Source organism: Paractinoplanes globisporus DSM 43857 (assembly GCF_000379645.1).
Taxonomy (GTDB): domain Bacteria; phylum Actinomycetota; class Actinomycetes; order Mycobacteriales; family Micromonosporaceae; genus Actinoplanes; species Actinoplanes globisporus.
Genome location: NZ_KB903303.1, coordinates 24,756 through 49,816 on the forward strand (window position 1 = coordinate 24,756; position 25,061 = coordinate 49,816).

Consider the following 25,061-nt stretch of genomic DNA (forward strand, 5'->3'; position numbering starts at 1 on the left):
CACGCGTGACCATTGCCGATATCGCACGGGAAGCGGGCCTTTCCATCGGCTCGGTCTCGTACGCGCTGAACAACAAGCCCGGCGTCTCCGAGGACACGCGCGCCCGCGTCATCACGATCGCCAAGCGGATGGGCTGGTCGGTCAGCCCGGCGGCCCGCTCCCTGTCCCGGTCCCGGGCCGACTCGATCGGGCTGGTGCCGGTCCGCTCCCCGCGCATGCTCGGCGTCGAGCCGTTCTTCATGGAGTTCGTGGCCGGCATCCAGGCGGTGCTCACCCGTAACGAGATGGCCCTGTCGTTCCTGCTCGCCGACTCCGTCGAGGCGGAGATCCGGATCTACGAACGCTGGGCGTCGCAGCGGCGGGTCGACGGCCTGATCCTGCTCGACCTCGCGATCGACGACCCGCGCATCGCGGTGGTGGAGCGGCTGGAGATACCGGCCGTGTACCTCAGCAACGCGCCCGACGACCCCGGCCAGCCGCACGTGTGGACGTGCGAGGACGAGTCGATGCGCGAGGCGGCGCAGTACCTCATCCGCCTCGGCCACCGCCGGATCGCGCGGGTGGGCGGCGTTCCGTCCTACCGGCACATCGCCGTACGCCACCGCACGCTCGAGGAGGTCGCCGCGGCGGCCGGCCTTCCCCGTCCCACGGTCATCGACACCGACTTCTCCGGCGAGGCGGGCGCCCGGGCCACCCGCTCGCTGCTCTCCCGGCCGGAGCCGCCCACCGCGATCATCTACGACAACGACGTGATGGCGGTCGCCGGTCTCGGCGTCGCGGCCGAGCTGGGCTTCTCGGTGCCCGGCGAACTGTCGCTGCTGGCCTGGGACGACTCGCCGCTGTGCGAGATCACCCACCCGCCGCTGTCCGCCATGCATCGGGACGTTCTCGCCCTCGGCACCGTCTCGACGTCGCTGCTCCTGCAGCTGATCGACTCGGAGGGCGGCGTCGAGGGGGTCGAGGGCCCGCGCGCGGTGCTGCAACCGCGCGGCACCACCGGCCGGCCCACTCGTTCCTGACTCCTCCGGGTTTCGTCGCCGGCTACTGCCGGGAACGCAACTGAAGCGCTTAAGTCCCCCGGACAATGAGAGGACTTCCCGCATGAAGCGACCCTCAGCCCACCTCACCCGCGACGGCCGCCCGGCCACCTGGATCGGCGTCAACTTCTGGTCCCGCGCCGGCGGGCCACGCATGTGGGCGCGGTTCGACGCCGAGGTCGTCCGCGCCGAACTGATCGCCATGCGCGACCTGGGCATGCCGCTGACCCGCAGCTTCTTCTACTGGCCCGACTTCATGCCGACGCCGGCCACGATCGACGAGGAGATGGCCGGCCGCTACCGGCGGTTTCTCGACCTGCACACCGAGCTGGGCATGACGACGATCCCGACGTTCCTGGTCGGCCACATGTCCGGCGAGAACTGGGACCCGGCGTGGCGCGAGGGCCGCGACCTCTACCGCGACGTGTGGATGGTGGCCCGGCAGGCCTGGTACGTCCGTGAGCTCACCGCCCGGTTCGCCGGCCACCCCGCGGTCGAGGCCTGGCTGCTGAGCAACGAGGTGCCGATCTACGCGCACGAGCGCACCGGCGGACACGGCGAGAACGACCCGGCGGTGATCGCAAGCTGGGCGCAGATCCTGATCGACGCGGTACGCGCCGGTGGCGGCACCCAGCCGGTGTCGATCGGCGACGGCGTGTGGGGCCTCGAGGTCAGCGGCAGCGACAACGGCTTCCGGGTCCGCGACCTGGCTCCGCTCGTGGACTTCCACGGCCCGCACGTCTACCGGATGGAGACCGATCCGGTACGGCAGAACCTCGCCGCCGCGTACCTCTGCGAGCTGCTCGACATCGGCGGCAAGCCGGTGGTGGTGGAGGAGTTCGGCGTGACCAGCGACTACGTCAGCGGCGCCAACGCGGCCGCCTACTACCGCCAGGTCCTGCACAACTCGCTGCTGGCCGGCGCGACCGGCTGGCTGTGCTGGAACAACACCGACTACGACGACCTGGTCGAGCAGGCGCCGTACTCGCATCACCCGTTCGAGATGCACTTCGGAGTCACCGATCGCCACGGCGAGCCCAAGCCCCAGGCGTACGAGATGCGGGCGTTCGCCGATCTGGCCGGGGAGCTCGGCGTCGAGCGTCTCGCCCGGCCGGACGCCTCGGCCGCGATCGTGGTCTCGTCGTTCCTGGAGGCGCGGTACCCGTTCACCGACAGCGTCGACGCCGGGCTCGTGCTCAGCACCACCCGGCAGGCGTACGTGGCGGCGAAGGAGGCGGACATCCCGATCGGCGTGGCCCGCGAGGCCGACGGGCTGCCCGACGATGTCGGCCTGTTCCTGGTGCCGTCGACCAAGGCGCTCACCGGGCCGACGTGGCGCGCGCTGGTGACCGCGGCCGAGCGCGGGGCGATCGTGTACGCGTCGTACTTTGTCGGCGACCACGGCCCGCAGCGGGGCCTGTGGTGGCCCGGCCTCGACGAGATGTTCGGCGTGGTCAAGCAGACCCGGTACGGCCTGGTCGACCTGCTCGCCGACCCGGTCGTGGAGGTCACCTTCCGGGTGCCGTTCGGCCGGATCGCGGCCGGGGAGACGCTCGTCTTCCCGGTCGGCGGCACCGAGACCGCCCGGTCCTACCTGCCGGTCGAGCCGGACACGGCCGAGGTGCTCGCCACCGACCAGCACGGACGGCCGGTGCTTCTGCGCCGCCGGACCGGCGCCGGCGCGATGGTGCTGGCGACGATCCCGTTCGAGTACTTCGCGGCCGTCCGGCCGGAGGCCAACCCCGAGCCGACCTGGCGGATCTACGACGCGCTCGCCGACGAGGCGGGCGTACGGCGGCCGGTGCGGGTCGCGGATCCCCGGGTGATGTGCGCGGAGCTGGTCCGCGACGACGGGACCCGGTTCGTCTGGCTGGTCAGCCAGTCCCCGGAGCCGATCGAGGTGATGCCGGAGGCGCCCGGATCGTCGCTCACCCGGCGCGACGGGAGCGCGGTCGACTCCGTCAAGCTCGCGCCGTACGGCGTCGAGGTGCTGGTTCGAGCCGAAGCCTGAGAGGGCCGGGCGACACTCCGCCCGGCCCCGTACCCCGCTGTCTCAGCCGGCCGGCGTGACGGCCTTTCCGCCGGACGCGGCCGACTCGTAGCCGGCCGCGATGACCTCCAGGCACGCCAGCCCGTCGTCGAGCGTCGGACCGAACGGCCGCGTCCCGGCCCGCACCCGCTCGACGTACGCGGCGACCTCGCGCTTGTAGTGGTGCGTGTGCGGCGGCCAGGACCCGTAGTCGTGCGGCTCGGCGGCGTCCGGCTCGATGTGCGGCGTGGTCCAGCCGCGGTAGAGCGGATCGTCGTCCGCCCGGTACACCTCGACCCGCGGGAACGGGTCGGTCGCCCGCATCACCAGCGAGCCGCCGGTGCCGTAGATCTCCAGGGCGTTCCGCATGCCGATGTCGGCCGCGAGGCTCCACACCGTACCGATCTCCCCGAGACCGCCGTCCGCGTAGCGCAGGATCGCGACGGCGATGTCCTCGCCGTCGAGGCCGGGCTTCGCGCGGTTGGCGGTGAACGCCGACACCTCGGTGATGTCGCCGACGAGCCACCGCAGCAGGTCGATGCCGTGCGAGCCCTCGTCGATCCAGGCGCCACCGCCGCCCAGGGCCGGGTCCTCCATCCAGCGCGTCATGTCGGGCGGGCAGCCGATCTCGGCGATGCCGGCGAGCCCGATGAAGCTCCGCGTCACGAGGATCCGGCCGAGCACGCCGGTGTCGACGATGCGCTTGACCCGGTCCGCCTCCTTGCTGAACCGGCTGACGAACGCGGCCGTGCCGTCGACCCCGGCGGCGCGTACCGCATCGGCCATGGCCCTGGCATCGGCGACCGTGGTGGCGATCGGCTTCTCGCAAAAGACGTGCTTGCCCGCCTCGGCCGCGCCGATCACGTGCTCGGCGTGCCGGGCGTTCTCCGAGTGCACCATCACCACGTCGACGTCGTCCCGCGTCACCAGGTCGCGCCAGTCGTCCACGTAGGACTCGACGCCGAACCGGTCCGCGGCCGCCTTGCCGCGGGCCGCGTCCTCGTCCGCGATCGCGACGACCCGGGCGCCCGGGATCTCGGCGAGCGCCTTGGCCCGGAACTCGGCATGCACGTGGGCCCAGCTGATCATTCCGACGCGTACCTCGGTCACGGTCGCCCTCCTTGTGGGACGGTGGAGTGGACGTTCTCCCGCCGGCCGGAGGCGACCGAGCGGACGGCGGCGTCGACCACGGCCAGCATGTCGCGGCCGGTCGTGCCCTCACTTCGCGAGGGCGCGCCGGTGCGCAGGCAGTCGACGAAGTGGCCGAGCATGGCCAGGTGGCCGTCGGCGACCAGGCCGGGCAGGGGCAGCGGGTACGACCACCCGCCGGCGCCGGCCACCTGGAGGGGCTGCCGGTGCAGGTTGTCGATGAGGACGCGGCCGCCGGTGCCGAAGATCTCGAACCGGGAGTCCATGGCGCCGGTCAGGCTCCAGCTGTCCTCACACTGGCCGAGCACCCCGTTGGCGAACCGCAGGGTGAGCACGGCGGTGTCCTCGGCGTCGGTCCTTCCGCGCCACACGTACGTGTCGGCGTCGGCGTACACGCTGGTGACCGGTGCGCCGGCGAAGTACGCGCAGAACGCGATGCTGTGCACGGCCATGTCGATGATGGCCCCGCCGCCGCTGCGCCCGGGGTCGAAGAACCAGCTCGAGTGCGGCTCGCCGATGCCCTCGCAGGCCTTCACCCGGAACACGTCGCCGATCTGCCCGGCGTCGACCACCCGCCGGGCCTCGTGCAGGGCCGGGATGAACGGCACGTTCTCGGCGTAGAACAGCCGGGTGCCCGCCGCCCGGACCGCGGCCAGCATCGCGTCGGCCTCGTCGAGGGACCGGGCCAGCGGCTTGATGCAGATGGCGTGCCGGCCGTGCCGGGCCGCGGCCTCGACCGCCGGCCGGTGCACGTCCGGCGGCGCGACCACGTCGACCACGTCGGCCCCGGTCGCCTCCAGGGCCCGGTCGAGGTCGGTCCACGCGGTCGCGCCGTACGGGCCGGCGGCGGCGGCAGCGGACGCCTCGGAGGTGGCGACGACGCCGGCGATCCGGACGCCGGGGAGCTGGGCGAGGGCGGGCAGGTGCATCTCCCGCGCCCAGAAGCCGGCCCCGACGACGAGGACGCTCACGTCGGTCACGGGGTCACCACCCGGCGCTCGTCGAGGGACTGCTGGGCGGCGAGGACGAGCGCGAGGGCGTCGCGTGCCTCGGCCGCGGTGGCCGCCTGCGAACCGTCGACGACGCCGGCGATCCGGTCCACGAAGTACTGCTGCTCGCCCTGGTAGCCGTAGTCCCAGACCAGGTCCGGATAGCTCCAGCCGGACGGCTTGGCGAACGTTCTCATCGCCTGCGCCCGCACCAGGTCGACCTCGGCGCTGCCCCCGCTGCCGTACGTCTCGAGGGTGAAGTTGCCGTGCCCGGCGGTCCACGTGACGTACATGCTGGTCACCACGCCGGACGCGTGCCGCACGGTCACGGTGGCGTTGTCCGGGCTGTGGTGCCGTTTCGCGCCGTCGAGCACGTACGCGCCGCCCTCGGTGTAGACCGTCTCGGCCGGGCCGAACAGCCACAGGATGAGGTCGGCGAAGTGCACGAGCGTGTCGAGGATGACGCCGCCGCCCTGCGCGGGGTCGTAGAACCAGTCGTTGGTCGGCTCCCACCCGAACACCGCCGCCCGGGCCGCGATCGGCGTGCCGAGCTCGCCGCCGGCCACCCGGTCGCGCAGGCCCGGCAGCGGCGGCGTGAACCGCAGCATGAAGCCGTGCTGCAGGACCTGGCCGGGCGCCGCTTCGCCGGCGGCGACCACCCGGTCGGCGTCGGCCAGGGTGAGCGCGATCGGCTTCTGGCAGAAGACGTGCTTGCCGGCCGCGAGCGCGGCGATCGCCTGCTCCGGGTGCAGGGCGTTCGGCGAGGCGATCAGGACGCCGTCGATCTCCGGGTCCTTGAGCAGCGCGTCCAGGTCCGGCGCCACCGCGAGGTCGTAGTCGTGGGCCAGGGCGCGTGCCGCCTGGTCGACCGGGTCCGTGCAGGCGACCAGGCGGCCGCGGGAAACGTGCCGGTACGCCTCGGCGTGCACCCGGGCGATCCGGCCGGCGCCGACCAGCGCCACCCTGATGTCGCTCATGACGGGTCCGCCAGCGGGATCGAGACGCGGCGGCCGGTGCGGTCGGCCTCATACGCCGCGAGGATCATCTCCAGTGCCTTGAGGCCGTCCTCGGCGGTGGGCAGCCCGTCCTGCTCGGCGCCGCCGACGTGGTCGCGGAAAGCCAGCAGCAGGTCGCGGTAGCAGGCCTCGTACCGCTCCTCGCCGACCAGGTCCAGGTAGCGCCGTCCCCGCCACGGGCCGTCGACGCCCTGGATCTCGGTCTGCGGGCTCTTCTGGTAGTGCAGCTCGATCTCGCCCCGGGTGCCGCTGAGCGACGCGTGGTCGGGCGACGAGAGCGGGCCGAAGTAGTCGGCGGCGTGCCAGGTGCTCTCCACCGTCACCACGGCGCCGGTGTCCAGCGTGTAGGTCGCGATGCCGTAGTCCTCCACGCCGAGGTCCCGGTAGGTCAGCGACGCGGTCCGCGCGGTCACGTCGACCGCGTCGGCGCCGAAGAACCAGCGGAAGAAGTCGGTGAAGTGGACGCCGTGGTCGAGGAAGCCACCCCCGCCGCCCAGCAGCGGGTCCGCGTACCAGCCCTGGGTCTTCTCGTTCGGCGAGCCGGTGATCGCGCCCACCGGGAAGCGGATCGAGTAGAAACCCGAGACCAGGTCGCCCACCGCGCCCTGGCGGACGGCATCGAGCATTTCCCGGTACGCGGGCAGGTAGCGCAGCAGGTACGCCATCATCACCTTGACCCGCCCGGACGCGGCCACGATGCGGCGCGCGTCGGCCATGGTCGTGGCGATCGGCTTGTCCAGCAGGACGGGCTTGCCGGCCTCGGCGGCCAGCTCGACGTGGTCGGCGTGCGCGGACGTGTACGAGGTGACGATGACCGCGTCGACGTCGTCGCGCCGGATCAACGCGGCGTAGTCGTCCGTCCAGTCGCCGTCGCAGTACCGCGCCGCGAACTCCTTGGCCAGCTCGGCGCGCTCGTCGGCGACCCCGACGAGGCGCAGGCCCGGCAGCCCGCGCCGCAGATAGTCCGCGAACGGATACGCATGGTAGTGGTTGTGCAGTCCGACGATCCCGATTCTCAGGTCTGACACGAGTCGCTCCTCGGCTCGACGCAACCGGTTTACGCAACCGGTTGCGTTATCCTGACCCGACGGGGTGCCGGCACGCAAGAGGGGCCTGATACCGTTGCCCCGCCTCGGCTCAACCGGTTGCGTAGGAGGCCGTGACAGTGAAGAGCGACAGACCCACGATCCGGGACATCGCGGCGATGGCCGGCGTCTCGGCCGGCACGGTGTCCCGCGCCATGAACGGGCTGCCCGGCGTCGGCGCCGACACCCGCCGCCGTATCTCGGAGATCATCGCCGAGCAGGGCTTCCGGGTCGACGCGACCGCGCGCCAGCTGTCCACCGGCCGCAGCAACACCCTCGGCGTGCTGTTCCCGCTGCACGCGTCCGAGGTCGTCATGCACCCGATCTATCCGGAACTGCTCGGCGCCCTGGGCGACGCGGCCGAGCGGGCGGGCTACGACATCCTGCTGCTCACGATGTCGAGGGACCAGCCGGCCCACGTGCGCGACACGGTCGTCCGCCGCCGGGTCGACGGCGTGGTGATGCCGGCCGCCGGCCCGCGCGACCCGCTGCTGCGGCAGCTCACCGACCTGGGCGCGCCGGTCGTGCTGATCGGCCACCGCAGCCGGCTGCCCTCCGTCGGCTGGGTCGACTGCACCCACGACACGGCGGCGCGAGAGGTGACCCGGATGATGCTCGACGCCGGCCGCCGCGACCTCGTGCTGATGAACGGCCCGGTCCACGTGTCGGCGTGCAAGCTGCGCTCGGCCGGTTTCTGGGCCGAGGTGACAGAGGCCGGCCCGGCGGTGGCGTCGGCGCGCGAGGTCAGCGTGCCGTTCGACACCGCCGCCGCCACGGCCGAGGCGCTGACGCTGCTCTCCGGCGACTCCCCGCCCGACGCGATCGTCTGCGCGTCCGACACGATCGCCGCCGGCGTGCTCGACGCGGCACGGTCGCTCGGCCTCTCCGTGCCGGACGACCTGGCGGTGAGCGGCTTCGACGACAGCCCCTTCGGCGCGCTGACCCAGCCCACGCTCACCACCGTGCGCATGCCCCTGCACGACATCGGCCGCGCCGCCGCCGAGATGCTGTTCGCGATGATCGACCAGAGGCCGACCTCCCGGCGCGTGGTCCTGCCCACCGAGGTCGTCGTGCGCGCCTCCACCTCGCCGGCGTTCATGCCTCCGGCGCCGTGATGAAGACCGGGGTCGCGCCCACCTCGACCTCCACCCACCCCGCGTCGAGCCGCAGCGACGGATGGTGGCCGAACACATCTGTAGCCTTCGCGGCATCGGACGGCCAGGGAAGCCGGAGCCGGCGCGGCGGACGGCTTTCGTCGAGTGGGTCGTCGTTGTCGGCCCAGGCGACCAGCCGGTCGGGCCCGGTGGCGGTGGCAATCCGGAAGGCGTGCGCGCCGCCGATGTCCAGCGGTTCGACGCCGCGTGCCCCGGCCACGTGCCGGGCGAGCAGCTGGTGCGCGTGGCCGGTCGGCCGGATGTCTGCGATGCGCCCGTCGCGCCAGTCCGCCAGGACCAAAGTGCCGAACATCAAATCCATCACGTTGTACGGGTCGGAGTAGCCGCCGATCACCGCAGCGAGGTTCCAGCACACCAGCGTCCGCACTCCCTCGGCCAACGCCAGAAGTGCCCGTTGAACCAGCTGGCGGCAGGCGACCCGGTTACGCAGGGCGGCCAGCTCGGCCGGTGGGTCGGCCATGAACATCCGCAGCTCGCGCGGCTGCCGGTCGACGTCGTCGTACAGCCGGCGCAGCGCCCGGCGGTCGGGCGTCTCCGCGACCAGCTGGCCGGCCAGGTCGGCCGTGCTCATCGCGGCCGCCGGTACCTGGGCCGACTCGGCGAAGGCGGCCATCATCGCCTGCTCGAGCGCGGCCAGGGCGCCCGGGAAGTCGAACAGTGTCGGGCCGTTGTGCTCGCCGACCACGATCTCCTTCTCGTAGCCGTGGGAACGCATGAGATCGCGTGCCCGCCGCACGTGACCCGGCACGTGGCGGGGGTCGTCGTACAGATGGACGTCGAAGCAGTCGAAACTGTCGCCGGCCGCGCCCACCACGGTGTCGAAGAACTGCCAGGGCTCGCTGCCGACCGGGCTGGACAGCATGTCGTAGCCGCACCCGCCGAGCACCACCCTCGCCGTGGCGTCGGCCGCGCGCACCTCCCGCGCGAAGATCCGCAGCTGGTGGACGTATTCGTCGGCGGTGCCGGCCCACAGCAGGCCGGCGTTGCTGGGTTCGTTGTTGCACTGCCACCAGCCGACCCGGCCGTCGAACCGCTCGACCAGTTTCCGCACGAACCGGCGGTACGCCTCGTCGTCCGTGGCCGGTGACGGCGGCTGGAAGTCGGTCGGCACCTGGGTCGCCCACGGCGAGCTTGAACAGACGGTCACCCACACGTCGTCGGCCGGCTGAAGCTGAGCCAGCAGGGCGTCCACCACCCGCCAGTCGTACTCGCCCGGCCGCGGCTCCACCTGCGCCCAGTAGACGTACACGCGCACCAGCCCCGCGCCGAGGCGTCGCAGCTGAGGCATGAACTCCTCGGGCGGCCCGAACATCCCGTACGAGATGGCCCGCACGATGCCCAGCCGAATCATCACCGTCGACCTCCAACGTTTATGTAGTAAACTTCATGCTTACCATATAAACATCGAGTACGCAGGGAAACTGTTTTCGTGCCGTCCCCCCTCATCTGGTCGACGCCGGCCCCGCCGGCCCGCCGGTCGCTCAGCCGCCGGTCGATCGTCGCCGCGGCCATCGAGGTCGCCGATGCCCACGGCGCGGCCGCGCTGACCATGGCCGCGGTGGCCGACCGACTCGGCGACTACACGTCGATGTCGCTCTACCGCTACGTGCGGAGCAAGGTGGGCCTGATCGACCTCATGCTCGACACCGCGATCGCCGAGGTGCCCCTGCCCGATCCCGCGCACGGGTGGCGCCCGGCGCTGCGGCAGCTCGGTCTCGACAGCTGGGAGATGGCCCACCGGCACCTCTGGTACGCCCAGCTCGTGCACACCCGGCCGCCGCTCGGGCCGAACACCATGCGCCGTACGGAAGCGGTGCTCCGGCTGCTGGTGGAGGCCGGGGCGGCGGTGCCACAGGCGCTGTCCTACCTGGCACTGCTCGACCGGCACGTGTTCTCCGCCGCGGTCGTCGACGCCGAGGAGCGGGGGATGGCGCAGGCGTACGGCATCGACAACGCCGACGACCTGATGGCGGCGATCCGCGAGACCTACCGATCGGTGGCCGATCCGCAGGCCTACCCGCTGCTGTCCGGCTGGATGGCGGCGCCGACCGGCCCCACGAGCGACGAGCAGGTGGCGCAGGCACTGGACTTCATCCTGGACGGGATCGATAGGCAGCTGCGCCCCTGAGCGATCCCAGCCGACGGCGCCCGATCAGGCTTGGCGCCGCATCCGGAACAGCAGGAAACCGGCGCCGACCAGGCCGATCAGACCGATGGAGATCACTACGACGACGGTCGCCGGGCTGCGTCGCCGGCAGTCGTTCAGCGGATCGTCGTGCGTGAGCGCACAGATCATCAGGGACGCCTTCTGCCGGCCGTAACCGGCCTCCAGCGCCGCTCGGAGATCCTGCCATTGATGCCGCGTCTCCACGATCGCCCCCGCGACGGCCTTGGCGAAGTTGTCACCCACCTTGCCGCGCGGTGTCGTCGGCTCCGTGGTGCTGCCGGTGCTCGGATCGATGAGCCCGTTGTCCTTGTTGAGGCCGGCGTGGGTGATGCGCCCCTCGCAGGCCTCGACGCCGGGAACACGGTCTCGCAGGACGAAGCAGCCGGTCGACAAGGCGGCGGGCACGGCCGGCGCGCTGGTGCCACGCAGGTCCAGGACCGCGCTCGGCGCGGGCAGGTTCAGGCCCGGCGGGTTGTCGGCGCCGATCGCCCGGGACGGGTCCGCGGCATCGGCCCAGTTGCTGTGCGAATAGAAGTCCTGCGTCCCGTGCAGAGCCCGGCCGAAGGCCTCGACGGTCTTGCACTTGGCCCGCTGCTCGGAGCCGGGGTCCAGCACGCAGTCGGTGCCGAGATCCACCTCGGCGCCGACAAGCTCACCCTGGTCGTCGAGCAGATCGGCGGCGATGTCGACCGCCTCCCGGAAGCGTCCGCGCAGATGGTTGACGCAATCCAGAAGACTTCCGGACGCCTGCGCACGCGTCCGCGGATAGCTGCCGTCGAGATAGTCCGCGTCATCGCAGTGCGCGGCCGGTACGGAAACCTCGGTGCGGTCGGGCGCCCCGACCGCGCCGAACGACTTCCCGTGGCCCGCGAGCTGGTCCAACGACTTCGGCTCGAAGCAGTCGCCGTCCGATTCGGCGCCGGCCGGGCAGGCCATCGCGGCACGGGTTATGCGCTCGTGCTCCCGGTTCTGTCCCCCGCCGTCGATCGTGCCGAACGCCACGGCCGGGCTCGGCATCCACACGACACAGCTCGCGAGGAGCGCCATCGCCACAGCACCGGCCCTACGGGACACACCGCCCAGCCTCCTCGGACGGCGGCGCGCCGCGTGGCTGCCGCCGGCTCCCCTCACGTTGCCGCATCATCCGTGGGCGGGGATCCCCCGCCACGGATGACGAAACCATTGCTGGAGGCGCAGGTCACCGTACCTTTGCGCCGGTTTTGTGGGGTTGGGTTCTTTCAGCCATCGACGGAGGTTCGCCTTGCGCGGGCCGAACGCCTAGTCTCCATTCGCCAACGGTGAGTGGAAGGTCTACCCGAGTGACCTACGTCGAGACCCGGATCAGTGTCTGGGAGGCCCTGGCCGGGCGTGCGCCCGGTGAGCCCCTCGGACCCGCGGACCCCGGCCTGTGGGGCGCGGTTGTCGAGCGGCTCAACCCTGCCCGGGCGCGGCCGGTGTTGCGCGCGGGCATCGAGACGGTCGAGCTGACCAGCGTGCGCGGCTCGGCGTACGTGATGCTCCGCTCGCCCGACGACGGTGGCCGCGCCTGCTATCTGCGGCTCACTCCGCAGGAGTGGCAGCTCGCCCAGATGATGGACGGCACCCGCACGGTGGCGCGGCTGGTCGCCGAGTTCGCCCGCCTGGCCGGCCGGCTCGCCCCCGACCAGGTCCGCCGGGTCGTGGCCGACCTGGCCGGCAACCGGATGCTCGACGAGTTGCCGGTCGACGCGTTCCGCCCGTTGCAGCAGATTCAGCACAAGGCGCTGCCCGAGCGGGTCGGCAGCGGCTTGCTCGCGGTCATCCGCGGGCGCCGGATGATGGTCGTCGACATCGACGGCTTCGTCTCCGGCCTGTACCGGACCGTCGGCCGGTTCTTCTTCACCAAGGTCGTCGCGATCCTGCTGGCGATCGTCGCCGTGCTCGGGCTCGGCATCTTCGCGGTCACCTGGTGGCGGGGGAGCCAGGCGGTCTTTCTGACCAACGGCTCGTACCTGCTCGGCGCCCTCGTTCTGCTGCTGCTCAACGTCCTGGCACTGGCCTGCCACGAGCTCGGGCACGCGCTGGCCACCAAACATGCGGGCCGCGAGGTGCCATCGGCCGGTCTGCTCGTCTACTTCGGCATCCCCTCGGTCTTCGTGGACACGACCGACGCCTGGATGGCCGGCCGGCGGGCCCGGATCCTGGTCACCGCGGCCGGCCCGCTGACCGGCCTGGTGCTGGCCGGCTCGATGCAGCTGGCCGGCCTGGCGTTCCCGGCGATCGGCGCGCTGGCGTTCAAGCTCTCCTTCGCCTGGTACCTGAACGGGTTGTTCAACCTGAACCCGTTCCTCGCGCTGGACGGCTACTACCTCCTGATGGACTGGCTGGAGATCCCGAACCTGCGGGCCCGCGGAATCGCCTGGGTGACCAGCCGGCTGCGCGGCCGGCCGCCGGCGTGGGCCGGGCTCGACATCGAGGGCAAAATCGTTGCTCTGTACGGGGTTCTCGCGCTGCTCTGGCTCGTCATCGCCGCGAACCTTCTGTACCGGGTCTGGGCCGACCGCGTCTCCGGGCTGGTCACCGGCCTGTGGCACAACGGCGCCGGCGGCCGGGCGCTGCTCGGGCTCATCCTGATCGGGCTGTTCGCACCGATCATCTATCTGCTGGTGGGCCGGCTGGCGGTGTGGTGGCGGCGCTACCGGGAGCGCTCCGCCGAACGTGCCCGCGAGGCCGACGCCCCGCGCCGCCTGGCCGCGTTGCGCGCCTCCGACCTGGGTGGCCTGCCCGAACCGGCGCTGGCCGGCCTCGCCGCCCGGGCGCACTGGCTGCGCCCCCGGAGTGGCCGGCAGCTGGTCGTCGCCGGCGGCGCCCAGCAGGAGGTGTACGTCGTCGTCGACGGCGCCATGCAGGCCCGCCGGGCCGGGGACCCCGGCGGCATGATCCGGCACCACGTCGGCCCCGGCGGCGTCGTCGGCCTGGCCAACGCGCTGACCGGCCGCTCCACCCAGCTGAACTGGCATACCGCCGGCACCACGCTGCTGACCGTGCCGACCGCGACCGTCGCGACGGTGATCGGCCCGCTGGCCGGTCCGCCACCGAAGGACCGCTCCGAGGCCGAGACGCTGTTCGCCGACACCCCGGCGCTGGCCGAGCTGAACCACGACGCGCGGCTGGCGCTGATCGTCGCCGCCCACCCCGTCGACCTTCAGCCGGGCGACCCGGTCATCCTGCCCGGGCCGACCCACGCGGTCGTCGTCGAGTCGGGTGTCATCGCCACGCAGGACGGCGTCGAGTTGCGGCGGGGCACCCTGATCGGCCCGGTCGGCGACGGCGACCCCGGCATGGTGGCCCAGACCCGTACGCAGGTCCGGCTCTGGGTTATCCCCGACGCCTCCGCCCTGCCGCCGCTGGTCGGCGCCACGGTCCCGGTCGTCGCCGGTCCGCCGCTGCCGGGCGGCCGGGCGACCACGGCTTCCGGCGTGCACGGCGCCGGTGTCTATCCGCCGCTCGCCGTGCCGCCCGGCCCGCCCGACGGCACCGAGGACCCCGAGGTGGACCGCCGGTTCAAGCGCCGCATGTGGTGGCTCGTTCTGCTCTTTCTCCTGCTCGCGCTGCTGCTCACGGTGGCCAACTTCGCCCCGGGCCCGGCCTGGGCCGAGATGCCCACCGACCGGGTGCTGCTCTCGGCCAACCAGGGCCCGCTCTCGGTGGTCGACGGCGCCACGACGGTCAAGATCGCCCAGGGCGGCCGGCGCTACGTCGGCGAGGGCTCGTGGATCGAGGTGCCGGCCGGGTCCGAGGGACGGCTCACCTTCTCGGGCGGATCGGTGGCCGTGCTCTGCCCCGGTTCCCGGACGAACGTGGGTGCGCTCTGGACCGACAAGGGCCGGCATTACGCGACGCACGGCACCCTTGGCGTCGACACCGGCCGGTTGCTGGTCGACACCGCCAGCACCAGCGGCGCGTTCCGGCCGCTGTCGCTGGTCGTGCTGCGCCTGAGCGGTGACGTCAAGAACACGGGCCGGGCCTGGTACGCCGTCGACCCGAGCGACGTCACCGTCTCGACCGGATCGGCCGTCGTGGCCGGCGTGCCCGTCGCCGCCACCTCGGGCGATCTGACCTGCGGCGACGGGGTCGTCGTCACGCCGCCGGCGGCCGGGCCGAGCGAGTCGCCCAGCGATTCGCCGACCGAGGAGCCGACCCTGGTCACGCCGTCCGCGAGTGTCCCGTCCACCACGGTGAACGTTCCGACTACGATTCCCCAGCCGCGCCGGACCACGCAGCCGAACCCGGTGACCACCACCACGAGGCCACCGGCGACCACCACCCGCGCACCGACCACGACGCCGACGCCGCCGACCACCCGACCGACCACGAAGCCGACCACCTCGCCCTCGACCTCGCCGTCGTCCTCACCGTCGACGTCGCCCTCGCGGTCCCCGTCGCCCTCGACGTCGACCTCGACACCGCCGATCATCACCTGATTTTCAAGGAGAAACGTGCTCTGCTGGTTCTGCGCCAAGGCGGCGCGGGGTTTGTGCCGTTTTTGCGGACGCGGGGTCTGCGAGGATCACGCGCGCTTCGGGCCGTACTTGTTGCAGGTCACCCGGTCGCAGGAGCGCGGCCGGGCGGAGGCGCTGGTGGTGGAGGACGCCGTGCAGTGCGGTACCTGCCGGCCGCGCCCCCAACCGGTGGCCATGCCAGAACTCGACTGACGGTCTGATACCCGTACTCGACGCGAGCTTCTAGCCTGGCCGCTATGAGCGACTTCGATGCGGTGCTGGAACGCCTGCTGAACGAGCCGTCGTTCGCCGCCGCGCTGGCGGCCGACCCCGACGCGGCGCTGTCCGGCTACCGGTTGGACGCCGAGGAGGTCGAGCTGCTGCGCAGCCAGGCCGCGCCCGACTCCGGCGGCGGGCTGGCCGCGGTGGAGACGCGGACGAACAAGTCGAGCACCTTCGGCCTGTTCTCGGCGTTCGTCGACGTCGGCCACACGCTGGCCGAATCGACCCAGGACGCGGCCGGGCCGTGGTCGGGGTCCGAGGGTGCGGCCGGTGTGGCCGCGCAACACGTCGCGGAGGCGGTCGGCACGCACGGCGCCGGGCAAGGATTCGGCGACGCGCCCGGGGGCGGTGGCGGCAGCTGGCCGCCCGTCGGCGACGGCGGCACCGGTGGGGCCGGCCTTCCGCCCGCCTCCAGCGGGCTCGGCGACGCACCCCGGAGCGGGCTGGGGGAGGCGCCCCGGAGTGGCCTTGGCGACCCACCGAGGAGCGGGTTCGCGGGGCCCGGCCGGTTCATCGCCGAGGCCGCGCACCTTGCGCCGCCCGAGGGCTACCACCCGCACATCGACGCCAACGGCGACGGCCACTGGGACAAGGCGACCTTCACCGGTACGGACGGGCACGGTGTCGAGATCCGCGTCGACGTGAACCACGACGGGCACGCCGACTTCGTCGGGCACGACACCAACAGCGACGGGCTCGTCGACTACGCCGACTACGACAAGGACGACAACGGCGTGTTCGAGAAGCGGATGTACGACGACAACGGCGACGGCTGGCTCGACCGTACGGTGTGGCGCAAAGACGGCTAGCTTGGCTTTCAACCCGCAGCCGCGCGCCATGCGGCGTTGAACCGTGGCCGCATCGAGGTCGAAGCGCTCAAGACCGCAGTAGCCACGGCTGTGCCGCCTCGGGCGGCGGACGGCCGCGGCAAAGGCACCCACATGATGATCCCGGGATGGCCGTATTCGCTGGTGACCGCGCTGGAGACGGGCCGCAGCTCGTGGACTGCCCCGCTGGATATCCGCCGGCTGGTTCCGGGTGACGACGCTGCCATGGTCACCGCCGCCCAGTTGCGCGAGGTCGTCGAGCGGCTGATCGCTGCCGGCCATCGGCAACCTGGTGACGCGGTCCGGACCCGCCATCGGATCGCGTTGATCACCGTCCGGCGATCCCGTGTTTGGGCGGGCCATCCGGACCTCAGGCAGTACAGCCTCAGGCCCGACCCATTGGTCGTTCGTCAGCCGTTGGGGCCGCCGCCTCGTTCGGCGCCCCTATGGGCTCACGCGACGACCCCCAGGCCGTGGTCGGTGTTGTTGAAGCGGCGGCCGCCGTCGGCGGTGACCGTGACGATGTCCTCGATGCGTACGCCGAACTTGCCGGGCAGGTAGATGCCCGGCTCGATGGAGAAGCACATGCCCGGGACCAGCGGCTGCTTCTCGCCGGCGACCATGTACGGCGGCTCGTGGGTGGTCACGCCGATGCCGTGGCCGGTGCGGTGGATGAAGTACTCGCCGTAACCGGCCTCGCGGATCACCTGGCGGGCCACCCAGTCGACCTCCTCGCAGGGTATGCCGGGGCGGACCGCCTCGAACGCGGCCTGCTGGGCGCGCCGGACGATCTCGTGGATCTCGCGGACCTCGTCGGAGGGCTCGCCGACCGTGACCGTGCGGGTCGTATCGGAGCCGTAGCCGTCGAGCAGGCCGCCGAAGTCGAGGACCACGGCGTCGCCGCGCTCGATGACGCGGGAGCCGGCCTCGTGGTGCGGGTTCGCGCCGTTCGGGCCGGAGCCGACCACCGTGAAGTCGACCTGCTCGTGGCCGAACTTGCGCAGCAGCGCGGCCAGGTCGGCGGCCACCTCGGTCTCGCGGCGGCCGGCGAAGCGTACGCCCAGAATCTCGCCGTAGGCGCCGTCGGCGGCGGCACCGGCGGCGGCCAGCCGGGCCAGCTCGTGCTCGTCCTTGATCGCCCGGAGCATCGGCTGGCAGACCGAGAGCGACTCGTACGAGGTGCCGGGCAACGTCTTCTGCAGGCCGAGCAGGTGCATAGCCCAGGTGGCGTCGGAGATGCCGTACCGGCCGTCGGGGCGCAGCAGCGGCGCCACCGTCTGGTAGGGGTCGCTGCCGTCGGTCCAGTCGACCAGCGTCAGCGCGGGCGCGCCCACGGCGGCCGCGGCGTCGGGGCGCTCGAGGGCGGGCACGACGAGGGTCGGCGGCCGGTCGGGCGTGAGCACCAGCAGCGTGAGGCGCTCGGTGACCGCGGTCGGCTTGTACGCGGAGAGCCAGGTGAGATCGGGCCCTATCCCGACGAGGATTCCGGAGAGCCCGGCGGCCGTGGCCGCCTCGACCGCGCGACGCATCCGGGCCGCGTAGTCGTCGGCGGTGAACTGTACGGACATGAGGCCAGTATTCCGGCCGGAAAAGACGCCGCACCTCATCCGCTCAGGGGGATGAGGTGCGGCGTACGGGAAAGGGTCAGGGAAGCAGGGAACGGACCAGGACGATCGCGAAGAACACGACGATGAAGGCCAGATCGATCGAGAGGCCGCCGACCCGCAGCGGCGGGATGACCCGCCGGACGGGCGCGAGAATCGGCTCGGTGACCGCGGTGACCCCGCGAGTCAGACGGTACCGGAGCGATCCGGCCACGGACGGGCCGGCGAGCGCGACGGACCAGTCGAGCACGGCGCGTGCAACCAGCAGCAGTTGCACCAGCAGCAGTACCAGGCTGACGAGGGCGAACATCTTTCCTCCAGTTACCGAACGGGGTAGCTCCTACTACTGTGCGTCGGTTTACTGTGAGTCCGCTGAGCGCCCTCTGTGCCCGCTACTTGCAATGCCAGACAACCGCCCGGATGGTGTCGGACGCGTCGTCGGACTGCCCCGCGATGATCTTCCCGTCGTCGCTGATCGCGTTCGGGATGGTGCTGAGCGAGTCGAGCGGGTGGTCGGCCAGCGCCGGCAGCAGCACCCGGTTGCCGCCCGCGATCAGCGCCGCCTTTCCCTTGGAGATGCCGATCTGCCAGCCCTGCGCGTTGATGGCGTCGGCCATGTGGTCCCAGTCTCCGGTGACCTGCACGTCTCCGGTCCGCACGTTCCACCGGACCGCGGCCCCGTCACCGGCGCCGCCACCGCCCTTGGCCCGGGACTGCTCGGTCAGGTCGGCGACACCCATGGCCCAGCCGTTGCGGATGGCGAAGACCCGGCCGCCCACCGCCTTCTTCCCGTCGATCGTGGGCAGCGGCAGCGCCTGGTAGGTGCCGTCGGGGAACCAGACATACGGCACCTTGAGGTCGAGGCTGCCGACGACCGTGCCGTCCTCGTCGATGTCGGTCGCGGTGGCGCCCTTGGTGCCGTTCGGGACGGGAAGCTGGATCGGTGACGCCGTGGCCGACGGCCAGACCAGGGCGTGGGTGCCGTCCTCGCCGGCGATCGCCCCCGCGTCGTTGATCGCGCGCGCCTCGCCGCGGGCCACACCCTTGAGCTTCACAACCTTCCCATCCGCGTACGCGTAGGGAACCGCACCGGCGATCGTCGCGCCGCTGTCGGGCGCCCAGCTCCAGCCGACCGCGTCGCCGCTCGAGTTGACGTCCTGCAGCGACTCCTCCAGATCGCCCGGGAGCATCACCTTGGTCGGCGTCCCGTTGTGCCAGATGACCGCCTGGTACCCGTTCTTCGGGTAGGAGCGGCCCACGAAGTAACTGCCGCTCGGGTCGGACGCGCCCACGATCGCCATCTTCACGCCGTCGGGCACCGCCAGCTTCTCGATCGTGCAGCTGGTCGGGGGAATCGCTTCCGGCGCCGCCCATCCCGCCGTACCCGGAATGGTGTAGTTGCCCTTGGGCAGAGCCGACTTCGAGGGTGATGCCTTGACCGACGGCGATGCAGCCACCGCGTTTGTCGGCTTGTGGTGCTGCCCGACGGCGACGGCCGCGCCGGCGACGGCGAGCGTCGTCACCGCGGCGACGCCGGCGTATCCCAGGCCGCGGTGCACGCGACGCCTGCGCCCCGCGGAGATGGCCCGCGAGATATCGATGGTCGAGGGCTGTGGGGGCTCGGGGTCGAGCTGCCGCAGCAGGTCGATCTCGGATGGCATGGTCGGCTCCTTCATCAAAACGGCCCTGTACTGCTTATTTGGCGGCGCTGAAGGCGGCTAAGTCCCGCTCGCCCAGCAGGCGCCGCAGGGTGGCAAGCCCGCGGGAGGTCTGGCTCTTGACCGTGCCGGTGGAGCAGCCGAGCGTCGTCGCGACGTCCTCGACCGTGAGGTCGTAGAAGAACCGCAGAACCAGCACCGCCTGCTGACGGCGGGGCACCCGGCGCAGCGCCGCGCGCACCACCTGCCTGTCCTCGCTGCCGCCGTCCTCGATCGGCGGTGGCTCGGGCATCTCGCGAAACAGCCGGACCCGGGCCCAGGCCAGCCGTTTCTCGTCCACGTAAGTCCGGACCAGCATCGTGCGCACGTACGCGTCGAGGTTGTCGGCGGCTCGCGCGCGCCGCCACTTCACGTACAGCGTGGTGATGGTCTGCTGCACCAGATCGTCGGCGCGATGTGGGTCGCTGGTCAGGAGGTACGCCAGGCGCCGCAGCGCGGGTATCCGCGCCGAGACGTAGTCGACGTAGTCCTCTTCCGAACCGTCCGGCATCGCCCGTCCCTCCGTTGGGTTTGTCCACCCCTCAGACGGGGTTGGCCGACGGTCCGGTTGTCAGCTACGGCCGAAGACTTTCGACCAGTTCCGCGGCCGGGCCGGAGCGGGCGGCCGCGAAGCCGGTGCCGGCCCAGAGGTGGACCGCGCTCGCGTCGCCGCGTTCGGCCGCCGCGGCCCGGATCGGCGCGGTGAGGTGGTGGATGGCCGGGTAGCCGACCGGGGCCGCCGCCGAGTAGGCGTCGGTGAACCGGTTGCGCAGGCCGCGCGCCGGCTGGCCGGTGAATGCCCTGGTCACCACGGTCTCACGGTAGCTCCCCGACGTGATCGCCACGCGGTGGACGGGACGGGTGCCGGCCTCGTCGGCGAGCAGGAAGTAGGTGCCGGACTGCACGGCCGCGGCGCCCGCGCCGAGCAGGACTCGCACGTCGGCGGCCGAGGCGGTGCCGCCGGCCGCGATCACCGGCACGTCGGCGACCGCGCGCACCGCCGCGAGCACCCCGGCGGCGTCGGAGCTGCCCCGATACTCTTCCGGCCGCATCGTGGACGAGTGTGCCCCGGCCGTCCCGGCCTGGGCGATCAGAGCGTCGGGCGCCGAGGCCATCGCCCGGCGGGCCTCCTCGGCCGAGGTCACGGTGATCAGCACGGAACTGCCGGCGTCGCGCAGGGCCTTGACGACGACCGGTTCGGGAACGCCGAAGGTGAAGCTGACCATCGGCACCGCGTACGCGATGGCCAGCTCGACCTTCGCGGAGAAGAAGTCGTCGTCGTCGAGCCGCAGCGGCGGAAGCTCGATCCCGTAGCGGTCGGCCTCGGGCCGCAGGAGCCGCCGGTAGCGCTCGAGGGGCTCGATGTCGGCGGGCGCCGGGCGCGGCACGAAGATGTTGAGCCCGTGCGCCACTCGCCCGGCCGCGCGCAGCTCGTCCTCGACCGCGGCGGGAGTTTTGTACCCGGCGGCGAGGAAGCCGAGCGCGCCCGCCCCGGCGACCGCGATGACCAGCCGCGGCGTCGTCGGGCCACCGGCCATCGGCGCGACGATCAGCGGCGGGAGGAGATCGAGCATCCTCCGACCCTACTCATCCGCGAGGGCGGGCCCCATCAAGTGAAACATCCAGCCTTGCCGATGGCTCCGACCCTCGCTATGTTAATTGAAAATCACATCCTGGACACATTTGTAACCGCTGTTCAGGGTGGTGCCTGGCCTTCCGTCATGGAGGTAAGCTAATGCAGAATCTCAGCAGAAGACGCGTCCTGACCCTCGGTGCCGCGCTGGGCCTGGCGACCGTGGCCGACCCCGCCAAAGCGTGGGCGTGGTCGTCCGCCGACTCTCTCGCCGCGACCGACACCGTCACCGACCCGTGGTCCGTCTGGGACGACGCCACCGACCCGCTCGTCGCCTCGCTCCTGGACAACGGTCAGATCCCGGCCGTCAACACCGCCTTCGAATCGTGGATCAGCAACGGCGACGCGCTCCCCGCCGGCCTGCCCGCCACCCTCACCGCGTACCTCCAGCAGGTCAACGTGCTGCCGTCGTGGGCCGACCGGACCAAGCTGGCCCAGGCCGCCCAGTTCAACAAGCGCATGAGCATGTACCTGTTCCTGCTCTACGGCCTGGGCAGCGGCATCATGAGCACGGTGATCCCGCGCGAGGCCCGCAACGTCTACTACTCCGCAGGCGGCGCCGACATGCAGTCCCGTGCGGCCAAGACCTTCACGTACGGCTACGACCTGAGCGCGGCCGACGCGTTCCAGCCGACCGGCCACTTCGTGGTCACCTCCAACAAGACGCGCCTGACCCACGCCGCGGTCCGCCACCTGCTGCCGCAGTCACCGGCCTGGCACGGGGTCACCAACGACCAGGACTTCCGGCCGATCAGCAACGGCGACATCCTGATCACGTTCCACAGCCTCGGCACGTACGTGTACGGCAAGCTGAGCTCCTGGGGCATCCGCATGTCGTCCGCCGAGCAGGCCGCCTACCTGCACCAGTGGCAGGTAGCGCTGCACCTGCTGGGCGTGCGGGACGACTTCATCCCGGCGAGCTGGGCCGCCGCGAAACAGCAGTCGGCGTACGCGCTGACGCCTTTGCTCGCCCCGACGCCCGAGGGCATCGACCTGGCCAACGTCCTGCTCGGACTGACCGCGCAGATCGACCTGGGCGTCACCCGCGGCTTCCTGAACGAGTTCGTGCGCTACGTGCTCAGCGACAAGATCGGCGACTGGCTCCGGCTGCCCCGCGACCTCATCGCGCGCGGCCTGATCGAGGTCGGCTGGCCGGCGTACGTCGCCTTCCGTGAGGGCCTGTCGCCGATCGTGCCGAGCGGGTTCTCGATGTTCGACCAGTTCGTGCGCGCCCTGGCGATGCTGTTCCTCAACAACGGCACGTCGGCGAGCTACACGCCGATCACGATCCCGACCGGCAACCGGCCCTGATCGCCCTCACATCAGGGCTCCGCTCACCAGCGCCGTCACCGCGTCCCGGTGGCCGGGGGTGTCCTGCCAGCGCAGGGCACGCCCGGCCTCGACCACCACACCGAATCCGGCGTGTACGAGCAGGCGGGCCTGGCGGGAGTCCAGCTCCGGCCGGGCCGCCCGCAGCTGCTGCTCCCAGACGGCGATGTGCTCGCGCTGGGCGAGAATCAGGGGCCGCCGCAGATCGGCCGGCAGACCGGCGAGCTCGGCCTCGGCGACGCTGGTGAGCGCGTTGTGCTCGAAGCTGTAGGCCACGTACGCCGCCGCCAGCGCCGTCACGGCCCGGCGCGGGTCGGCCGCCCGGTGCAGGCTCCGGTCCACGGCCTGGGCCAGCAGTCCGGCCGCCTGCAGGCACGCGGCCACCAGGATGTCGACCTTGCCCGGGTAGTGCCGGTAGATCGCCGACGGCGCGAGCCCGACGGCCTGAGCGATCTGCACGTTCGTGACGTTCGCGAACCCGTCCCGCGCGAACAACGGGATCGCCGCCGCCAGAATCTCGGCGCGCCGCGTCCGCGGCACGGGCTGGGCCGGCAGCTCGACCAGGCGCGCGCTGCCCGCGGCCGCCGCCGGATCGGTCGCGACCACCCGCATGGCCGACTCCAGCAACAGATCCTCGATCCGCCGCGGCCCGATCGTCGTGTGGTGCATCGTGACCGATCCGATCACGCCGAGCGCGGCCACGGCCCGCAGCCGCTCGTCCGGCAGCGGAAACTCCCGCCGCACCATCTCGGTCACGCGGCCCACGACGTGCCCGAACTTCGCCCGGAGCAGCCCCCGGTCCGCGCGCTCCAAGTAGCGGGCCTCCCACCGGTACAGCCCGCCCGAGGCCCGGTGCGCCACCGTGACCCGGATGACGGCCGCGAGCACGTCGGCCAGCGCGGCGTCCGCCGGCGCTTCGTCAACCGCCACCACAAGCCGATCCACCATCACGTTCGCCGCCTCGGCGAACAACGCGTACTTGTTGGGAAAGTGCCGATACAAGGCCGCCGCGCTGATCCCCACCCGCGCCGCGATCCCCTCCATCGACGCCGCGTGATAGCCCCGCTCGCTGAACACCTGCCCGGCCGCCTCGACGATGAGCTGCCTGCGGTTACGCGGCCGAGTCGCCGCAGCCGGCCCGGCCGTCACCGGACGACGTGAGCGGACGCGGGCGAACACGGAGCCATGCGTGCCAGTCAATCACAGCGCCGGCGCCGTCCACGCCTGCTGTCACTGGGGTGTCAGCGCCGGCGTGGCCTTGTCCGCGCCCCGCACGCTGTCCAGCACTTGCTGACCCTGCTGATCGACGAGCCGGGTGAACAACTGCTGGGCGTAGCCGAAGACCAGAGCCCAGGCCAGGATCTGCGCGGAGGTGTCCAGCGCGCTCAGCCCCGGCACGAACTGGCCGCGCATGAGCAACAGGCCGAGAAACGCCGTGATCGCACCGGTCGGGAGCTTCAGCAGTGCGAGGACGGTCGGCACACCGAGCCGCTCCGATGATCCCCGGATGCCGCGGATCGCCGCCGCGGCGGCGACGGCGGCCGCGACCAGGCCGATGAGTTCGACGACGAGCAGATCGCGGGAGGTCACCGTCATCCGGACGTAATCGTCGATGTCCAGACCGGTCGCCGGTGTCGGCACCGCGAAGCGCTCGGACTGGCCGATCGGGCAGACCACGATCGCCTGGCCACCGTCCTGCGGGGCGAAGCACAGCGGAATGAGCGTCGGCGCGACCAGTCCGACGACGGCGATGCCGATCGCGATCAGCGACATCGAGGCCGTCGCGTAAACCAGCGTGTTCCGGAAGTTGCGCAGCCTTGCGAATTCGCGCATCTTGGCGGAGGCGGCCGCCCGGGTCGCCGCCACGATCGTGGCGCGCTCGGCGTCGACGATCGCCACCATTCGCTCGACCGGCGTCGCGGTTTCGTGGGTCATCGAGGACTGCTCGGCCAGGCCGATCCGGCGGCCGATCCGGTCCATCTCCAGGCGGCGAGGGTCGTTCGAGACCAGGTGGCTCCGAACGTGGGTGAGCACGCTCGGCATCTGCCCCAGCAGGTAGCTGGCCGGCGCGATGTTCAGCAGATTCGCCTCCGCGGCGTCGAGGTTGGTCATCGCACGCTCGTGCAGGGCGCCGTTCCGGAACAGGCCGAACCACCGCCGTGGGTCGAGCGCGACCGACCTGGCGGCATCGCGAGCGGCCGCGAGGTGCTCGGCAATGCTCGTGGCCAACGGCCCGTTCCACTGGGGTTGGTCGTGGGCCGCGGCCCAGGCCGTCAGCGTCTCGATCTCCTTGGCCCGGGTGAGCGTGCTCTCCCGCCATCCCGGCCGGACGGGTCCACCGACTCGGCCCGCTCGCTCGGGAACACTTTCCGACGCGCCCATACAAGCACGCTCCACCCGACACCGCCGCAGGTCAAAGACAGATCATCGACGCCCGGCCCGGCGGCCGGGGATGTCCGGCATCCGACGTGGGGGTCTGCGGCTTGCGGTCGTGCGGAATCCTCGATGGCGATGGGTGGGCCCACTCCGAAGCGTGACCCGTCCGGCGGTGCCAGCGTCAC

General features: G+C 72.0%; 21 protein-coding genes. 7 read left to right on the forward strand and 14 right to left on the reverse strand.

Annotated elements, in window-relative coordinates; all coding sequences use genetic code 11:
* Positions 1-5 precede the first annotated feature (5 nt).
* Both A3CQ_RS0117450 and A3CQ_RS0117455 read left to right on the forward strand, forming a co-directional pair.
* Positions 6-1,019: a LacI family DNA-binding transcriptional regulator gene (locus tag A3CQ_RS0117450; protein WP_020512233.1), complete on the forward strand. Its 1,014-nt coding sequence runs from the start codon at positions 6-8 to the stop codon at positions 1,017-1,019.
* Positions 1,020-1,101: 82 nt separating this feature from the next.
* A complete protein-coding gene (locus tag A3CQ_RS0117455) occupies positions 1,102-3,048 on the forward strand; it encodes a cellulase family glycosylhydrolase (RefSeq protein WP_020512234.1) in 1,947 nt (648 codons plus the stop codon).
* Positions 3,049-3,090: 42 nt separating this feature from the next.
* Here A3CQ_RS0117455 and A3CQ_RS0117460 read toward each other — a convergent pair whose 3' ends face one another.
* From A3CQ_RS0117460 to A3CQ_RS0117475, 4 genes are read right to left on the reverse strand one after another with little or no spacing between them, the layout of a single operon-like run.
* Positions 3,091-4,176 (reverse strand): Gfo/Idh/MocA family protein, encoded by a 1,086-nt coding sequence (locus A3CQ_RS0117460; protein ID WP_020512235.1) that lies wholly within the window; start codon positions 4,174-4,176, stop codon positions 3,091-3,093.
* A complete protein-coding gene (locus A3CQ_RS0117465) occupies positions 4,173-5,195 on the reverse strand; it encodes a Gfo/Idh/MocA family protein (protein WP_020512236.1) in 1,023 nt (340 codons plus the stop codon). Before A3CQ_RS0117465 ends, A3CQ_RS0117460 begins: the two co-directional genes overlap by 4 nt.
* Complete coding sequence (locus A3CQ_RS0117470; RefSeq protein WP_020512237.1) at positions 5,192-6,181, reverse strand: Gfo/Idh/MocA family protein; 990 nt, start codon at positions 6,179-6,181, stop codon at positions 5,192-5,194. Before A3CQ_RS0117470 ends, A3CQ_RS0117465 begins: the two co-directional genes overlap by 4 nt.
* Positions 6,178-7,248 carry a Gfo/Idh/MocA family protein gene (locus A3CQ_RS0117475; RefSeq protein WP_020512238.1) on the reverse strand — a complete coding sequence of 357 codons (1,071 nt, stop codon included), beginning with the start codon at positions 7,246-7,248 and terminating at the stop codon, positions 6,178-6,180. Before A3CQ_RS0117475 ends, A3CQ_RS0117470 begins: the two co-directional genes overlap by 4 nt.
* Positions 7,249-7,385: 137 nt before the next feature.
* Here A3CQ_RS0117475 and A3CQ_RS0117485 point away from each other — a divergent pair, with 137 nt between their 5' ends.
* Positions 7,386-8,420, forward strand: a complete 1,035-nt coding sequence (locus A3CQ_RS0117485) for a LacI family DNA-binding transcriptional regulator (RefSeq protein ID WP_084699124.1) — start codon at positions 7,386-7,388, stop codon at positions 8,418-8,420.
* Here the strand turns inward: A3CQ_RS0117485 and A3CQ_RS0117490 are convergent.
* Positions 8,401-9,834: a hypothetical protein gene (locus tag A3CQ_RS0117490; RefSeq protein ID WP_157296008.1), complete on the reverse strand. Its 1,434-nt coding sequence runs from the start codon at positions 9,832-9,834 to the stop codon at positions 8,401-8,403. The genes A3CQ_RS0117485 and A3CQ_RS0117490 overlap by 20 nt on opposite strands.
* A 75-nt stretch (positions 9,835-9,909) precedes the next feature.
* On the opposite strand from A3CQ_RS0117490, the gene A3CQ_RS0117495 reads away from it, so the two are divergent.
* Positions 9,910-10,608, forward strand: coding sequence for a TetR/AcrR family transcriptional regulator C-terminal domain-containing protein (locus A3CQ_RS0117495; protein WP_020512242.1), 699 nt, complete (start codon positions 9,910-9,912; stop codon positions 10,606-10,608).
* Between the two features lie 24 nt (positions 10,609-10,632).
* Here A3CQ_RS0117495 and A3CQ_RS0117500 read toward each other — a convergent pair whose 3' ends face one another.
* Positions 10,633-11,694: a CinY protein gene (locus A3CQ_RS0117500; protein WP_157296010.1), complete on the reverse strand. Its 1,062-nt coding sequence runs from the start codon at positions 11,692-11,694 to the stop codon at positions 10,633-10,635.
* A gap of 272 nt (positions 11,695-11,966) precedes the next feature.
* Here A3CQ_RS0117500 and A3CQ_RS57500 point away from each other — a divergent pair, with 272 nt between their 5' ends.
* A complete protein-coding gene (locus tag A3CQ_RS57500; protein WP_026205806.1) occupies positions 11,967-15,110 on the forward strand; it encodes a cyclic nucleotide-binding protein in 3,144 nt (1,047 codons plus the stop codon).
* Between the two features lie 86 nt (positions 15,111-15,196).
* Here the strand turns inward: A3CQ_RS57500 and A3CQ_RS63660 are convergent, their stop codons facing one another.
* Entirely contained in the window at positions 15,197-15,325 is a 129-nt protein-coding gene (locus tag A3CQ_RS63660) for a hypothetical protein (protein WP_281171494.1), read from the reverse strand.
* Positions 15,326-15,385: 60 nt separating this feature from the next.
* On the opposite strand from A3CQ_RS63660, the gene A3CQ_RS0117515 reads away from it, so the two are divergent.
* Positions 15,386-16,219: a hypothetical protein gene (locus tag A3CQ_RS0117515; RefSeq protein WP_026205807.1), complete on the forward strand. Its 834-nt coding sequence runs from the start codon at positions 15,386-15,388 to the stop codon at positions 16,217-16,219.
* Between the two features lie 470 nt (positions 16,220-16,689).
* On the opposite strand, the gene A3CQ_RS0117520 is transcribed toward A3CQ_RS0117515, so the two are convergent.
* The 5 genes from A3CQ_RS0117520 to A3CQ_RS0117540 form a co-directional block, all read right to left on the reverse strand.
* Entirely contained in the window at positions 16,690-17,805 is a 1,116-nt protein-coding gene (locus A3CQ_RS0117520) for an aminopeptidase P family protein (protein WP_020512245.1), read from the reverse strand.
* Between the two features lie 76 nt (positions 17,806-17,881).
* Positions 17,882-18,151, reverse strand: coding sequence for a YggT family protein (locus A3CQ_RS0117525; protein ID WP_020512246.1), 270 nt, complete (start codon positions 18,149-18,151; stop codon positions 17,882-17,884).
* A gap of 82 nt (positions 18,152-18,233) precedes the next feature.
* Entirely contained in the window at positions 18,234-19,502 is a 1,269-nt protein-coding gene (locus tag A3CQ_RS0117530) for a hypothetical protein (protein WP_020512247.1), read from the reverse strand.
* Positions 19,503-19,536: 34 nt separating this feature from the next.
* Positions 19,537-20,049: a SigE family RNA polymerase sigma factor gene (locus tag A3CQ_RS0117535; protein ID WP_020512248.1), complete on the reverse strand. Its 513-nt coding sequence runs from the start codon at positions 20,047-20,049 to the stop codon at positions 19,537-19,539.
* 64 nt (positions 20,050-20,113) lie between these two features.
* Positions 20,114-21,112, reverse strand: a complete 999-nt coding sequence (locus tag A3CQ_RS0117540; protein WP_020512249.1) for a nitronate monooxygenase — start codon at positions 21,110-21,112, stop codon at positions 20,114-20,116.
* A 161-nt stretch (positions 21,113-21,273) separates the two neighbouring features.
* Here A3CQ_RS0117540 and A3CQ_RS0117545 point away from each other — a divergent pair, with 161 nt between their 5' ends.
* Positions 21,274-22,482 carry an oxygenase MpaB family protein gene (locus tag A3CQ_RS0117545; RefSeq protein ID WP_020512250.1) on the forward strand — a complete coding sequence of 403 codons (1,209 nt, stop codon included), beginning with the start codon at positions 21,274-21,276 and terminating at the stop codon, positions 22,480-22,482.
* Positions 22,483-22,488: 6 nt separating this feature from the next.
* On the opposite strand, the gene A3CQ_RS0117550 is transcribed toward A3CQ_RS0117545, so the two are convergent.
* On the reverse strand, positions 22,489-23,649 hold the full coding sequence (locus A3CQ_RS0117550) for a TetR/AcrR family transcriptional regulator (RefSeq protein WP_020512251.1): 1,161 nt from the start codon (positions 23,647-23,649) through the stop codon (positions 22,489-22,491).
* Between the two features lie 81 nt (positions 23,650-23,730).
* Positions 23,731-24,882, reverse strand: coding sequence for a hypothetical protein (locus A3CQ_RS53210; RefSeq protein WP_020512252.1), 1,152 nt, complete (start codon positions 24,880-24,882; stop codon positions 23,731-23,733).
* Between the last annotated feature and the right edge of the window lie 179 nt (positions 24,883-25,061).